The organism is Undibacterium sp. Di26W (genome assembly GCF_049340265.1).
Lineage (GTDB): Bacteria > Pseudomonadota > Gammaproteobacteria > Burkholderiales > Burkholderiaceae_D > Undibacterium.
Window position 1 is genome coordinate 1 of the sequence record NZ_JBMPOR010000027.1, and the last position, 15,745, is coordinate 15,745.

Sequence of the window (15,745 nt, forward strand, 5' to 3'; positions counted from 1 at the left end):
TATTGTGGGCTTTTACAACAACGTTCGCTTGCATTCTGCCCTGGGCAATCTGCCACCCAGTGTCTATGAGCAAAAAATGGCAGAAAAAGAACCTATCCCAGTGTCCGAAAATACTTGACCACTACAATGGGCTACCTTTTTTTATCAAAGTCACTTGACTCTTAAGCGGAACCAAATCATACACTGCTTGAGCAGGGGAACGGAGTTTTTCAGTTCCATCAGTAATAAAACGGTGGCCGGGTATTTTGCCTTTACTAGCTTCTTTTATCAGTTCCTTCGTTACATTATTATTACTTGAAATGTCGATAAATCCGCTGGCAAGCAAATCAAAAGTTTCTGAATCAACTGCAATCATAATGTCAATATCACCTGGATTCACTTTATGCACAGAACTGCCCTGAACACGAATATCGTTTATCGGCACAGAAAATTTACTGACTGCTTCATTCAGTGTTTGCTTATATGCGTTGAATTTTTCTAGGCTTTCAAAGCCAAAAGGATATCCTCGATTGACGACGGTTTCATAATTTGCAAGACTGGTTTTTAATTTATTGTAAACATCGGGTACATAACCATCAAAATTCAACTTTGCTGCATTCGCTTCCTTACGTGCTTTGATGGTCATTTGCTCCAATAGCCCCTCAATATCCTTCGGTGCATTACCACTATGCAATTTAGCAATCTCTAACTGCTCATCAAGGTTTGCAGATTTGAAAGCAATTGCAGCATCTTCATTCAATTTATTTCGTGTTATTTGAATTTGATCTGGTTTCGATACATTTCCAATTTCAACACGAGCAAATGCACTTTCATTTCTAGCGACTTGCGCCGCAGCAGAACTTTCTAAGCGATCCACTCCATTGGCGAAATTCGCTTGGTTTGTCGCCAGATTTTTTTCAACCTGTCTTATTTCCAAAGCATTATTTGCAGCGGAAGCTTCATTGCGGATTACAACGGAACCCGTTTTTGCCTCCGCATTGAAGATAGCAGCATCATTTTTCAGTGATGACGCTCCCAGATTGCCTTCCTGGTTCAACGTCCGCGTAAAACTCCCAGAATCTCTTGCAGCTTCTTGTTCCACTTTTGCAAAAGAGTTTGCCGTTCCTAGTCCTTTAATATCAGTCTTTGCTGCATCAGAAAGCACATTCATTTCCGCTTGCACATTGCCAGAAGCTAATCTGGACTCATTGATGGCATAGTTTGTATTTTTAGCGTCTTGTTCAATTGCAGGAAGTGCTTTTTCAAGTACTAATGGATTGAGCTTTCGTGCTTGATTGAGCGCATTTACTTCCTGAACTGCACTCTTCGCTTCCTTCGCTTCTAAAACGAGTTCTCCCACTGGCGAAGGTGCATTCGAGTCTGTCAGTACTTGTGAAGCAACGTCTGCGACAACCAAGCCTATCTTCGCGACAGCAGGTTGAGCAAATAATGCAAATCCAATTGATCTTTGCGTTACAGCATTAACAACGAAAGTCTTACTGTAACGTGCTCCATAACTAATAGCAGACCAGGCTGCTGGCGCGGCCGCTACAGCCGCGGTTAAGCCAGAAATACTGCCTAAAACTAACAACTGCGTTTTCATGTCTGGCACTTTACCCCATTGATTGTCAGGGTTTAAAGCTCTTCCATATGCCATGATTTCGGCTCTATGGCGCATGTCTCCATGTAATTGATAACCATCTTCATAACTGTCAAATACAGCTTTGACAGTAGCATAGTCACCTTTACGCAAACCATCTTCCCGACGGAACAGGAAGTCATTTAATGGCGTTCGCTCTTCTGCGATTGGGTTCGCTGCTGCGGAAACGATCTTAAGACGTTCTTCCATTACTTCATACATACCGTCACGCAATTTAACTCTGGTGCTCAACGGTGTTTCTTTTTCTGAATACCCACCGTTGGCGTTTACATCTACTGCATAATCAAGATAGTGATAGCGAGTATTTCCATTATCAAGTTTTTCAATAGCGGATGGCTGCGTAGATTTATCTCTCCCTTTCCACAACAATGACGTATTAGGACTCGGATCATCTAATGGAATTAAATTGAGATTTTGTCCGTAGACAGTCGCATTGTTGCTTTCGTTACTGGCAATTGTAGAACCCGTACTCCTATTCGTTCTTATGTGCCCATCTGGGAAGAGAATTCTGCCATCAGGAAGCACTGTAATCTCTTTATCATTCGTTACTAGCGCCGCCAATTCATCAATCGACATCCCGCCACTCCCCAAAGGCCCGAGCTGATTCAAGCGCCGGGTTTCGTCTTGTGCCTCAAACGAGATACGTGCATCTTCTTTTGCTTTTTCAGCAGCACGCCAGTTTGTAAAGATGTCAGATTTTGGTCCAAACTGGGCCGGTGCATTTTGTTCTTGCCACGCCCGTTCCAGAGCATTATTACGTGTCTTGTCCGCTTCAACATACTTATCCGTTGTCGCAGCAACGGCGGCACTGCCCAAGCCACCAACAATGTCGCTTTGCCAGTGCGGACGGCCTGTCGTCACCACGTCACCGGCAACATTACCTGCGATATCACCTGCTGCGTTGCGCACAAAGGTGTTACTCCAGTCACGCTGGCTGTCTGACAAGGCCATCAGGTCGGCTGAGGTTTTGCCGCTTTGCATGGCATCCCAGCGCTCGCTGCCGTATTGGCTCTGACCTACGAGGTTACTGACTCCGTAGCTGACACTTGAACTGACACCAGCCTTGGCCAAGCCTTTCCAGTCAAAGCCATTTTGTTGGTGGGCGGCGATGGACAGGCCTTGACTAACCACGTTGGTGACGGCAGCGCGACCTACTACGGCACCAAAGGTGGAGCCGCTCAGTGGTGAGGCGCCGTTCGCCAGTTGCCCGCCTACGTATGCGGCAGCACCGGCAATGACGGTCGATTTCCAATTGTATTCAGAATCGGTAAAACCCGGCGGATGGCTCAGATCCCGGTTACGGTACACCACTGCCAGACCAGTCGGGTCAAACAGGGATACGACGCCGTCGGTCAAGGTGCGCTTGAACAGGTCACCCCAGTCCAGTCGGCCATTGAAGGCTGCGGCTGAGTATTGCGTAGCGGCGTTACCAGCCATTGCACCTACGACAGCGTTACCACCGGTAAAGAAGGTCACGACCGCAGTAACGACCACGCCGATGAGCTGCGACAGCGCACCACAACGGTCGCCTGGCAAGATGAGATTAGGCATTTTGCTGCCTTCTATCTCACTCTGGTTATAGACCTTGAAGCGGTTGCTGTCGATTTTGCCTGTCTGCGCCGTATTCGGGATGGTGATGACGTTACCATCGATGAGATGGCTGTCTGCCATCAGGCCATTGGCGTCGGCAATCAAATACCACAGGCTGGACGTGCCATACACGGCGCTGGCGATGCTTTGCAGGGTGTCGCCTGTCCTGATGGTGTAGCGGCTGACGATGCCGGGGTGGCTGTCGTCAAGCATCTGGAACAGGGCGTAGTTGCCGGTGTCGATCTTGCTCTGGTTTTTGCCTTCTGCGTCTATCCCGGTCTGGGCCTCGATATTGCCGTTGGTATAGTGGTATTCCATCCTTTCGACGCCGTGTTTGCCATCATCATGGATTTTGCTGAGTATCTGGTTGTCGGCGTTGTAGAGGTAGTTGGTGATTTCTGCCCTGTCTTTGCCATCGCCCTTGCCCTGGTTGACAGTGACCAATTGGTGGTTGGCGTTGTAGACCAGGCTGCTGCTGCCATTGGCGTCACCATAGGCGCGGATGCGGTTTTCTTGTCCGGTGGCGTCGATGTCGTGCAGGTATTGATAGGATTTGTTGACCTTGTCGTCAATCATGTGCAGGCTGCTGGCCAGCAAATGCCCTGCTGCATCGTATTGATTGGTGGTTTCTTGCATACTGGCTTTGGGGGTGCCGGTGTTTTCATCGACGCGGCTCCAGACGACCTGGCCAGCCTGGTCGTAGCGGCTGCGGGTCATTTTACTGATCTGGCCGTTTTTGAATTCGGCATACGGGGTGACGTTGCCCACGCTGTCGTAGTCCCATTGCTGGCTGCTGCCATCGCTGCTGCTGGCGTTGATGACGCGGTTACGGCTGTCACTAACGTTGCAGTCATCAAGCCTTGTGAGTGTTCAGTATTGCGCGTTATTTTTTTACTTTTATTTGTTTTATGTTGATGGAAAATGAGTTTTTTGACGTGATTTATTGCTGGGTTTTGGATATACTTTCGTACTGGATTCGGTGTTCAGTAAAAAGTGTTCGGCGCTGGTTTGGTAGCCTTAGTATGGATGGTACGGGGAAGTTTGATGCGGATGGTGTGAACCATTTTATTCTTGGTGTCGTAGATCATGGTACGCAGATGAATTTGCTGTTGCAGCGTTTGGAATTGACGACTTCGACTGAGATACTTGAATGCATTAAAAATGCGATTAGTTTATTTGGCAAGCCGAGAATCATTCGTACAGATAATGCCTCTGTGTTTCGGTAAAAAATTCAGGCGCGGTATGAGGGAGTTAGGAATACGCCAGGAATTCAGTGCGCAGGGCAAGCCGTGGCAGAACGGAAGAATTGAGCGTTTCTTTTTAACGCTGAAAGAGAAATTGAACCTGACTGTTCCTGTCAATGGCTTGATGCTCGACTGCTTGCTGAGCGATTTTACGGCCTGGTATAACCTGATCAGGCCACATCAGCATTTGCATGGATACACGCCAAACGAGGTGTGGACTGGTGTTGATCCTTATGTCTCGGCACCAAAATCTGTTCAGTATTTTAGTGCTTGGGATGGTTTGCTGACTGGTTACCATTTGAGGCGTTAGTCATTCCATTTTCTGAACACAAATAGCTTTCGACGTTGAACATTTTTAGGTGTTCAGGGCAATGCTCGTCTTGATCAAATAATTTGCTTATATTTTAATCGGGCGAACAAAATTTATTGTTCGCGCTGATTAAAAAATCGTCTGTTTAGTGTTCAACTGAACCAAAATCTCTGTCGGGTTTTGCAAAATTTGCTGATATGGCGGAGAAATTTGGTTTAACTAAATACTGAACAGGGCACGATTTTTATTTGGGAAATTCCACATCCAGTTCATACCTGATAGCGTCAATCACGCTATCCCAATTGGCTATCGTCGGCTGACGGACCAGCCGTGCCGTTGGATACCAGGGGCTGTCATTCCTGTCCAGCAGCCAGCGAAAATCCGGGGCGAAAGGCAGCAGTATCCAGACCGGTTTTCCCAAAGCACCCGCCAGATGAGCGACGGATGTATCGACGGTAATGACCAGATCCAGATTGGCAATGACTGCGGCTGTTTCGGCAAAGTCGTTTAACTGCGGTCCCAGGTCAGTCACGTTCTTCAGACCGGCCATGAACGGTGCATCCAGTGCTCTCACTTCTTTTTGCAATAAAAAGAAATGCCGGCTTCCATCCATCAATAAGGCAGACAATCTTTGCAGATGCACAGACCGGTTCTTGTCATTGCGGAACAAGGGATTACCCGACCAGACCAACCCTATGCGCGGCACCTGAAAACCACGCAACTGCGTTTCCCAATAGGCCACTCTGTCTTTTGCAGCCTGGAGATAAGGCACGCTGGCAGGTATGGTTTCCAGACTAGTGTTAAATGCCAAGGCCACATTCGACAAGGGGCAGCAATAGTCAAACAAAGGCAAGATGTCTTCTTCACCAAAAACAACATCCACATGGGCCAGTGTACTGAGTAAAGACTTAAGTGAACTATGTGCCTGCACATAGACCCTTGCACCCAGGTTTTTGATTTGCTCTACATAGCGTACAAACTGTATGGTGTCGCCCAAGCCCTGGTCGGCAAACAGCAAGATGGATTTGCCGCCAATGTCACAATCATTGAGCCACAATGGCTGCTTGAATTCCGGATAGCCGATTGCTGCGTAGCTGGCCAGGTCCCTGGTGTCCTTCCAGCCAGATTCAAATTCACCGATGAGAAGAGAGGTCAATCCACGTCCCAGGCGGGCCTCAACATAGCCAGGATTCAAACTCAAAATTTGGTTGAAGGTGGTAATCGCTTCCTGATGTCTGTTCAACACCAGTAACAAGGTCGCCAACTTGTAATGCAAGTCCAGATCATCTGGTGCGGCAACAATTACCTGCTGCCGCAAAGCAAGTGCCTTGTCGTACGCAGTGTTTGCCTGCGACACCTGGTTTTGTTTGAACAAGACAAAGCCCAGGTTTTCAAGCACATCAACATCATCCGGGCGTATCGTCAGTGCTTGCTGAAAACACGCCATCGCCAGTTCAAATTGTTGTTCATCCTGGTAAATATTACCCAGGTAATTCTGGAAATCACAATGGTTGGGGTCGCTGGCAATACCAGCTATGAGGAACTGCTTTACCTGTTCCAGCTTGCCTTGCAAACTCATGTAACGGCGCCAGTCAAGATAAGCGACATCAAAATCTGGCATCAGCTCAACGGCCTTCTGGAGATACTGGCAGCCAGACTCCAGATCGCTACGCGACAGGATGGCCAGATTACCCAGCATGAAACAGGTATCTGCATTTTTTGGATCCAGCGCCAGCGCCTGCTTCAGGCTTCTTTCTGCCTCATCCGCCTTACCTTGCTGCATCAGTACAAAACCGAGATTGCTATGCGCCTTGGCAAAATCCGGGTCCATCCCTATCGCCTTGCGATAGCAAGTTGCGGCCGACGTCATATCGCCCCTGGCAAGATGATCGTCCCCCTGCTTCTTCAACTCCGCACTGTCTTGCATAACTGGCGGCGCAACATAGACCGGATGTGACGGTGCCGGCAGGACTTGTTCTTCAGGCTTTTCCACCGAAGTAAAGAGTTGCTTAAGCCAGTTGAGCATGCCGGATGTCCTATTTTTAAAATTTGTCCAGAATAGGGATTATAGAGAGATATTCCGAAAAACAGCAGATGTCTCTGTATCACGCAATCCAGCACATTCAACTTAGTTAAAATATTCAACTAACTTAGTTGCATTTTAAAATTAAGTGGATTATCCTTGTATTCAAGCAGATAGAAAATAACACCGAAGTCAAAATTAGCACCCGCAAAACACTTCAGGACACATAAAAAGAAAGGGAAATGCCATGTTCAGCATCAAATTCATCAAATTTCAGCCCACCACGTATGTGTTGCAATTCAAGAACGGCCAAATCAGGCGCGAAGGTGCAGGGCTGGCTTTCTTTTACTATGCACCTACCACTTCCATGCTGGCCATACCCATGGCGAGTACGGACACACCATTTATCTTTGAAGAAAATTCTGCTGATTTCCAGACCGTCACGGTGCAGGGGCAGGTCACGTACCGTATCAGCGAGCCACAAAAAGTCGGGGCCTTGCTCAATTTCGCCATCAATCCTGTGAGTCAGCAATACATCTCGGATGACCCGCAAAAACTCTCGCAGCGCATTGTCAATCTTGTCAAAGTGCTGACCCGCAAAGGCTTGCAAAGCCTGGCGCTGCGTGACGCCCTGAAAGCCGCTGACACACTTGGCGCAGCAGTCAGCATGGCGGTGCGCGACAGTAAAGAGTTACAAGCATTGGGGGTGGAATTGCTGGGTTTGAATTTTCTGGCGCTCAAACCTACACCAGAAGCAGCCAAGGCTTTGGAAGCACAGGCGCGTGAACAAATTCTCAAGTGTGCTGACGATGCCATCTATGAACGCCGCAATGCCGCCGTGGAGCAAGAGCGCCGCATTCGTGAGAATGAATTGAATACCGAAATCGCCGTCGAAAGTAAAAAACGCCAGATACGCGAAACCCAGATGGAAGCTGAAAAAAGCATACAACAAAAGGAAAGCGAATTGAAGCTGGCACAGGTACAAGCCAAAATAGCCGAAGAAAACCAGCAAACTACTCTCGTCAAACTAGCTACAGAAAACGCCAGGACAGAAGCTGATAGCCGCGCCTATGCTGCACAAACCCTGATGAATGCGTATAGCGGCGTCGACCCCAAAGTTTTGCAGGCGCTGTCCATGGGCAATATGCAATCCGGCCAGTTGATTGCCCTGGCCTTCCAGGAACTGGCGGAAAAAGCCGGGGCCATAGGGCAATTGAACATTACACCGGACCTGTTACGAGAACTCATCAATCAGCCAGGGTAAACCAGGAAAATGCTATGAGCAACATCAGCAGCAGCAGTACAGCACGGACGACAGAAAACAAGATCATACTTGTCACCCGCAAGACCAGGCTGGAAGAACTCATCGTCAAGTACAACACTGTGGGACAGGCACGGTTTTACATAGAGCATCTGGGCGGCGATTTTGCCGCCTACCAGGATGAACATGACAATTACATCGCCTGTGTCAGTGCCGCAGAAAGCAGCCTGCTGTGCCTGGCACGCCTGCAAAAGATAGACCGCGGCTTCTTGCCAAACATGATTTTTGGCCGGGACGATATCGTCATCGCTCTGGGGCAAGATGGCCTGGTCGTCAACACCATGAAATACCTGGAAGGCCAACGTATCATCGGTGTGAATCCTGATGCACAACGCTGGGACGGCGTGCTGCTACCCTTCCAGGTCAGGGATTTACCCAGAATCGTCCCTGAAGCGCTGCAAGAACGCCGTCCCGTGCGCGAAGTCGCCATGGCCATGGCCAGACTGAACAATGGCCAGACCATGCTGGGTGTGAATGACATTTTTATCGGCCCCAAAACTCATACCTCGGCCAGCTACACCATACAGCTGCAAGAGCGCCAGGAACGGCAATCGTCCAGCGGCATCATCATCTCTACCGGCCTGGGCTCCACAGGCTGGATGAAAAGTATATTCGCTGGTGCTACAGCCATCTGTCAATCCGCTGCTGACGAATTACCTTATGAGTTGCCACCCATGTCCATGCCAGAGCCCGCCAACTGGGACGCCCGAGAATTACAATTCGCCGTACGTGAACCCTTCCCCAGCAAGATCTCATCTGCGACTTTAGTCCGTGGTCAAATTCGGGAAGGCAGCAAACTGCAAGTCACATCGCTGATGCCAGAACATGGCGTCATCTTCAGCGATGGCATAGAAGCGGACTACCTGGAATTCAATGCGGGCCTGACGGCAGAGATAGGTATAGCGGACAGACGCGGATATTTGGTGGTGTAGGTAAGCAGGGTGGGCCATGCACACTAAATCCCGGTCTCGCATTTGCAAAAATGGTGCGAACGGCGCACCCTTGTATCATAAGAATCCATTCAATAGAATAAAATTGAAATAGGCTCTTACTCCCATTTTCCAATCCACGCATTCAAAATCGTGTCTATGAAATTTGTACCAGTTAAATGCGAATTGCGATTTATACAAAACTTAAAACACAAATCATATTTGCATCACTCAAACTATAAATTCGTCAAACCTCTACATAGACAGCAATAGGATCTATAACTATTTCCATTTTTTGTTTACCTGAAATAGACTTTTCAAGATTAGCAAGATGCTCTACAACATTCATCCATGCTTCTTTCATATTTCCTGGGGTTTCGTTAGTGCTAAGCAGATCCAATTCATGCGTAATTCCTTGTGAAATCATCCCAAACACAACAATCTCACGCTCTGTTTTCCGTGAATATTTTCTAATAAGTAGATCCTCTTTTTCTCTTAAGTATTCGCGCTTTAAGTTAGAAGTGAAAAGCATTCCTTCGATATTTTGTTGAGTTTCAAATTGATCTGAAAACCCATATTTTGTGACAATTAGAAGGCTTTTTAAAAACTGTGGATCTTGATACAAACCAGCTTCTTTAGCTGCGGTACCGTCAGTGATTTTTTTTAAAGCGTTCTGCAGTTCATTTCTTTCGCTTTTTCCGGAGCTATTTTTCATAGCGGAATTAATATTTTCAATTAACGGAAGTGAGTTTACAAACGAAAGTGCTTGGCCAATTTCATTAAAGTTTTCAAAAAGATGAATTGCTTTATTTACGTCATTAAATACGGCCTTGAGCCTCACTTTGATAAATGAGAAACTATTGAAGCCTTCTAAAATTTCGTTTTTGTTAGAGTTAGTCCGTTCTACTGTCAAAACTTTACTTTGATCAAGCAAATACTTTTCGAAAATAGAATAAGAATAATCATGAAAGAATTTTTTCTCAGTCGATTTGATGCTAGATTTAATTACATCTGCTAGGATACGACCACTACCTACTGGGCCTTTTTGATTTTCAGTAGCTTCATTTCCTGTAGCACTTTCCTGCAAAACATATTCAGTTATCCCTTCAAAAATTTGAGATGATAGGGAATACATTTTTTGTTCATCTAGATAAATAAAACTCTTAATCATTCTATTTTTTCCTTCTTTGATATTCATCAAAATATTTCTTTCTTGTGTCCAAATAAGACCAAATCGCAACACCAAGTCCTAAAATTCCAACGAAAACCGTTAGGATAATCACAAAAATAGTCATTTGATCTCTTTCTTAAAACTTTTTGAAATTCGATCAAAAATCGTATAACTTAAAATCATCGAGACAATGGCTAGTGCGATGGTACATATTCTTAATGCACTGTCATCAATAAAGGAAGAAAATTTCTCATTAAGCATTACTAAGGTGGAAAGCACACAATAAATCGCAATAAAAATAATCGACATCCCATTCTGGATGGTTTTCCATGATTTATCTTCAGCACTCAAATGTTCAATTTCATTTATGATTGACACGTGAAGGACTAATCCAAATGCAATAATGTCTGAAGCCGCAAGCAAATTGGTAGCTCCTGATTTTGTCACTCCCCAAACAAATAACCTTGTTATGATCGGAATTAATCCGATCAATACAGTGTATATTAGCCATTTAATTTTTTTATTTTCCATATTTAGATAACTTATTTAAATATTCAAATTTATCAATGCGCCTCTTCCCAATTCCCCCCCACACCCACTTCCGCCAATAACGGCACATCCAGTGTCGCCACATTCGCCATCAGCTCAGGCAATTTTTGTTTGACCAGTTCCAGCTCGGCTTGTGGTACTTCGAGCACCAGTTCATCGTGTACCTGCATGATCATTTTTGATTGCAGCTGGTCAGTTTCCAGCCAACCCTGTACGGCGATCATGGCGAGTTTGATGAGGTCGGCGGCGGTGCCTTGCATGGGGGCGTTGATGGCGGCGCGTTCGGCACCGGCGCGGCGGGGGCCGTTGGGGGAATTGATTTCAGCCAGCCACAGGCGGCGGCCAAACACGGTTTCTACATAGCCGTGGGCCTTGGCCTTGGTGCGGGTGTCGGCCATGTATTGGGCGACGCCGGGGTAACGCTGAAAGTATTTATCGATGTAGCTTTGTGCGGCGGAACGTTCTATACCCAGGTTGCCTGCCAGGCCAAAAGCGCTCATGCCATAGATGAGGCCGAAATTGATGACCTTGGCGTAGCGGCGTTGTTCGCTGCTCACTTCTGTCAGCGGTACGGCAAAAATTTCAGCAGCGGTGGCGCGATGGATGTCCTCACCGTTGGCGAATGCAGCCAACAGACTGGCGTCGCCAGAGATGTGGGCCATGATGCGCAATTCGATCTGCGAATAATCGGCAGAGATGATGACGTTGCCGGGCGCAGCCACAAAGGCTTCACGTATGCGACGGCCTTCTGCCGTGCGTACGGGGATGTTTTGCAGGTTGGGGTCGTTCGATGCCAGGCGGCCGGTCACGGCCACGGCCTGCGCATAATTGGTGTGGACGCGGCCAGTACTGACGTTGACCATCCTAGGCAATTTGTCGGTGTAGGTCGATTTAAGTTTGGCCAGGCCACGGTATTCCAGCAAGACTTTGGGCAAGGGGTAATCCTCAGCCAATTTTTGCAAGACTTCTTCATCGGTTGAGGGTGCGCCCGATGGGGTTTTTTTGACGACTGGCAAGCCCAGTTTGCCAAAGAAAATTTCGCCCAGTTGTTTGGGTGAATTCAGGTTGAAAGGCTGTTCTGCCAATTCATAGGCCTTTTGTTCCAGTTCCAGCAGGCGTATGCCGATTTCATGCGATTGTGTTTCCAGCAGGTCTTTATTGATGAGTACGCCATTGCGTTCTATCTTTTGCAACACGACCGAAGTCGGTAATTCTATGTCGTGATACACGCGCAGCAAATTCGCATCCGGCTCAATTTCTGGCCACATGGCCAAGTGCAGTTGCAGGGTGATGTCGGCATCTTCGGCGGCGTACGCAGTAGCGCGTTCGATATCCACCTGGTCAAAGCCGATCTGGCTGGCGCCTTTGCCACAGACTTCTTCAAAGCTGATGGTTTTTTTACCGAGGTGACGCATGGCCAGGCTGTCCATGTCATGCGATTTATGTGATTCAAACACATAGGATTCAAGCAGGGTGTCATGCACAATGCCGTGCAATTGCACACCCTGGTTGGCGAAGATGTGGCTATCGTATTTGAGGTTTTGGCCGACCTTGGCCTTGCTGTCGTCTTCCAGCCAGGCTTTGAGTTTACCCAGCACAAATTCACGCGACAATTGCTCAGGCGCGCCGGGGTAGTTGTGGGCAACGGGAATGTAAGCCGCATGACCCACTTCGCAGCATAGCGAAATACCGACCAGTTGCGCCGTCATTGGTTCCAGCGAGGTGGTTTCGGTGTCCACCGATGTCAGCTTGGCGGCATTGATGCGGGCCAGCCATTCATCGAGGGCGGCTTCGGTCAGCACTGTTTCGTAATTCTGGTTGACGGGTACAGCAGGTTCACTGTCGTCTGCCGAAGCATCATCATTGAACAGTCCGGCCTGGGCATGGTTGCCACCACTCGTTGCGGCTTTGGCAGCGGGCAATGGTGTCGCGCCTGCGGTAGCATCGCCGGTAATTTCACGCAGCCAGGTCTTGAAACCATAGCGGCTAAAGAAGGCCAGCATGTCTTCGCGGCTTTCTTCTTTGGCCACCAGGCTGTCTTGTATGGAAGCGTAATGCTCGGCCAGGTCACAATCGGTCTTGACGGTGATCAGCACGCGGCCTTGCGGCAACCATTCCAGCGCCTGGCGCAGGTTGTCGCCGACCACGCCCTTGATCTTGTCGGCATTGGCGATGACGCCATCCAGGCTGTCATATTCGCTCAACCATTTGACGGCAGTTTTGGGGCCGCATTTGGTCACACCGGGCACGTTATCGACGGTGTCGCCGATCAGGGTCAAGTAATCGATGATGCGGTTTGGCGGCACGCCAAACTTGGCCAGCACGCCGGGTTCGTCCAGCGTTTCATTGCTCATGGTATTGATCAGGGTGACATTGGCATTCACCAGTTGCGCCAGATCCTTGTCGCCGGTAGAAACGATGGTATCGAAGCCCAGCTTGGTGGCTTCCACCGCCAGCGTGCCGATGACGTCGTCTGCCTCTACCCCTTCCACCATCAGGATAGGCCAGCCCATGGCTTTGACTGCGGCATGGATGGGTTCTATCTGCAGACGCAGGTCGTCTGGCATGGGGGCGCGCTGGGCCTTGTATTCAGGGTAGAGATCATCGCGGAAGGTTTTGCCTTTTGCATCAAAAACACAGGCCATGTATGCTGCCGGGTAATCAGTACGCAAACGGCGTAACATATTGATCATGCCGTAGATGGCGCCTGTCGGTTCGCCTTGCGGGTTGCGCAAGTCTGGCATGGCATGGAAGGCACGGTACAGATAGCTGGAGCCATCAACTAACAAGAGGGTATTTTGCATATGAACGGAAACCGGAAAGATGTAACGAGATTGCGCCAGATTATCGATCAGGAGAAGGCAACCTCGCTGAAAGCGCGTGAATCATGGCATATGTTCACGATTATGGCAGAATTTATCGAGTCCACCGAGCGCCTTTCAACAATACGCCCGGCAGTCACCATTTTTGGCTCGGCCAGAATCAAGCCGGACAACCCGTATTATCTCAGTTGTGTGGATTTGTCGCGTCGCCTGTCCGACGAAGGATTTGCCGTCATCTCTGGCGGTGGCCCTGGCATCATGGAAGCAGCCAACAAGGGCGCGTTCGAGGGCGCATCACCCTCGGTTGGCCTGAACATAGAATTGCCGCACGAACAACGCACTAACCCCTGGCAAAACATCAGCCTGTCTTTCCGTCATTTTTTTGCGCGCAAGGTGGCGTTTGTCAAATACGCCGACGCCTATGTGGTCTACCCAGGTGGTTTTGGCACCATGGACGAAGTCAGTGAAGTGTTAACCCTGATACAAACTGGCAAGACCCGCCATATCCCGGTCATTCTGGTTGGTACCAGCTTCTGGAGTGGATTGCTGGAATGGATCAAGGTGCAGATGGCTGGCAACGGCATGATAAACCCTGATGACCTCTATCTGGTGCAATTGATCGATGAACCGGCAAACATCGTCGATGCCATCTTTGCTTATTATGAAGCCAGGGATATCGAGCCGTCTGAGGACGAACGGCAAAAGATGCTGTATCTGTAATCTGCGTCTGTACACAAAAAACAGGGGCATGTCATACATGCCCCTGCATCCTTATATATCAAATTTTAAACCTTTTTAGCCATTAGCCACTTTTGCCAGCACAGGCAGGTGTTCGGCATGCGCTGCGGATTCCATAGGGATGACCTGGCTTTCATTTTCAACCCCTTCCCATTTTGCGACAACGGCAGTGGCGATGCTATTACCCAGTACATTGGTTGCGGTTCTGCCCATATCCAAAAACTGATCCACACCCATGATCAGCAGCAAGCCCGCCTCCGGCAAGTTAAACATGGGCAATACTGCCGCCACGACCACCAGCGATGCACGCGACACACCGGCCATCCCCTTGCTGCTGACCATTAACACCAGCAATATGGTGATCTGATGCGAGATGCTCATGTGTATGCCATAGGCCTGGGCAATGAACAGTACTGCAAAAGCCTGGTACACCATGGAACCATCCAGATTGAAGGAATACCCCAAAGGCAGGACAAAGCCGGTGATCTTGCTGCTGACACCAAATTTTTCCAGTTGTTCTATGGTCTTAGGATAAGACGCTTCACTGCTGGCGGTTGAAAATGCAATGATCATAGGCTCTTTGATCAGGCCAATAAGACGGAACACATCCCGGCCAAGGAACAGGAAACCGACGCTTATCAGTACCAGCCACAATACAGCCAGCGCCAGGAAGAATGAGCCCAAAAATTTTCCATAGGTAGTCAATACATCCAGGCCCTGCACGGTAATTGCCGCCGCGACCGCAGCAAACACACCTATGGGTGCAAAACGCATGACGTAATCGGTGATCTTCAACATGGTATTGGCCGTTTCGTCTATGGCATGCACCAACACGCGCGGGCCTTTACCTTGCAGCGACGACAGAGCAAAACCAAAGAAGATGGAAAACACCAGTATCTGCAAAATTTCATTGCCCGCCATCGCTTCAAAGAAGCTGCGCGGGAATACATGCGTGAGGAAATCCTTGAAGTTCAGCGACCCTGTCGCCAGTTTGGTGGTGGCACTGGCATCAGGCAAAGGCAGAGCCAACGAGCGTCCCGGTTCAAAATAATTTGAAAACAGCATGCCTATCAGCAATGAGATGACCGACGCACTTAAAAACCAGGTCATGGCTTTCAAGCCGATTCGTCCGATCGAGCCCGGTTCACTGCGGGCCATGCCCGACACCAGAGTGGCAAACACCAGCGGCGCGATAATCATCTTGATGAGTCGCAGGAATATATCCGTCACTACAGAAAAATAGCCTGCAATCACTTTGGCTTCAGCAGCATCATGTGCCTGCGAATGACACAGGTAGCCCACCATCAGTCCCAGGATCATGCCGCCGATGATCCATGTGGTCAGTCGATTTTTTTTCATTACTATCTCCTCCAGAAAAATTTTTCCCTGCCTGCCAGAGTCTGGTGATT

10 protein-coding genes are annotated in these 15,745 nt (G+C 48.6%); 4 read left to right on the forward strand and 6 right to left on the reverse strand.

What is annotated here, in order from left to right; genetic code table 11:
- Window positions 1–121: 121 nt before the first annotated feature.
- Window positions 122–3,997: a LysM peptidoglycan-binding domain-containing protein gene (locus tag ACO0LM_RS24370; RefSeq protein WP_423040801.1), complete on the reverse strand. Its 3,876-nt coding sequence runs from the start codon at window positions 3,995–3,997 to the stop codon at window positions 122–124.
- A gap of 378 nt (window positions 3,998–4,375) precedes the next feature.
- Between ACO0LM_RS24370 and ACO0LM_RS24375 the strand changes: the two genes are divergently transcribed.
- The gene (locus ACO0LM_RS24375) at window positions 4,376–4,783 is read left to right on the forward strand and encodes an integrase core domain-containing protein (RefSeq protein WP_423040803.1); all 408 of its coding nucleotides are present in this window, start codon (window positions 4,376–4,378) and stop codon (window positions 4,781–4,783) included.
- Between the two features lie 244 nt (window positions 4,784–5,027).
- Here the strand turns inward: ACO0LM_RS24375 and ACO0LM_RS24380 are convergent, their stop codons facing one another.
- The gene (locus tag ACO0LM_RS24380; protein ID WP_423040805.1) at window positions 5,028–6,809 is read right to left on the reverse strand and encodes a tetratricopeptide repeat protein; all 1,782 of its coding nucleotides are present in this window, start codon (window positions 6,807–6,809) and stop codon (window positions 5,028–5,030) included.
- A gap of 244 nt (window positions 6,810–7,053) precedes the next feature.
- Between ACO0LM_RS24380 and ACO0LM_RS24385 the strand changes: the two genes are divergently transcribed.
- Window positions 7,054–8,070, forward strand: a complete 1,017-nt coding sequence (locus tag ACO0LM_RS24385; RefSeq protein ID WP_423040807.1) for an SPFH domain-containing protein — start codon at window positions 7,054–7,056, stop codon at window positions 8,068–8,070.
- 14 nt (window positions 8,071–8,084) lie between these two features.
- Window positions 8,085–9,059 carry a sugar kinase gene (locus ACO0LM_RS24390; protein WP_423040809.1) on the forward strand — a complete coding sequence of 325 codons (975 nt, stop codon included), beginning with the start codon at window positions 8,085–8,087 and terminating at the stop codon, window positions 9,057–9,059.
- A 244-nt stretch (window positions 9,060–9,303) separates the two neighbouring features.
- On the opposite strand, the gene ACO0LM_RS24395 is transcribed toward ACO0LM_RS24390, so the two are convergent.
- The 3 genes from ACO0LM_RS24395 to polA form a co-directional block, all read right to left on the reverse strand.
- Complete coding sequence (locus ACO0LM_RS24395) at window positions 9,304–10,254, reverse strand: DUF6414 family protein (protein WP_423040811.1); 951 nt, start codon at window positions 10,252–10,254, stop codon at window positions 9,304–9,306.
- 93 nt (window positions 10,255–10,347) lie between these two features.
- The gene (locus ACO0LM_RS24400) at window positions 10,348–10,758 is read right to left on the reverse strand and encodes a hypothetical protein (protein ID WP_423040813.1); all 411 of its coding nucleotides are present in this window, start codon (window positions 10,756–10,758) and stop codon (window positions 10,348–10,350) included.
- Window positions 10,759–10,790: 32 nt separating this feature from the next.
- The gene (gene polA, locus ACO0LM_RS24405) at window positions 10,791–13,580 is read right to left on the reverse strand and encodes a DNA polymerase I (RefSeq protein WP_423040815.1); all 2,790 of its coding nucleotides are present in this window, start codon (window positions 13,578–13,580) and stop codon (window positions 10,791–10,793) included.
- On the opposite strand from polA, the gene ACO0LM_RS24410 reads away from it, so the two are divergent.
- Complete coding sequence (locus tag ACO0LM_RS24410; RefSeq protein WP_423040817.1) at window positions 13,581–14,318, forward strand: TIGR00730 family Rossman fold protein; 738 nt, start codon at window positions 13,581–13,583, stop codon at window positions 14,316–14,318.
- Window positions 14,319–14,393: 75 nt separating this feature from the next.
- Here ACO0LM_RS24410 and ACO0LM_RS24415 read toward each other — a convergent pair whose 3' ends face one another.
- Entirely contained in the window at window positions 14,394–15,695 is a 1,302-nt protein-coding gene (locus ACO0LM_RS24415) for a dicarboxylate/amino acid:cation symporter (RefSeq protein WP_423040819.1), read from the reverse strand.
- Window positions 15,696–15,745 lie beyond the last annotated feature (50 nt).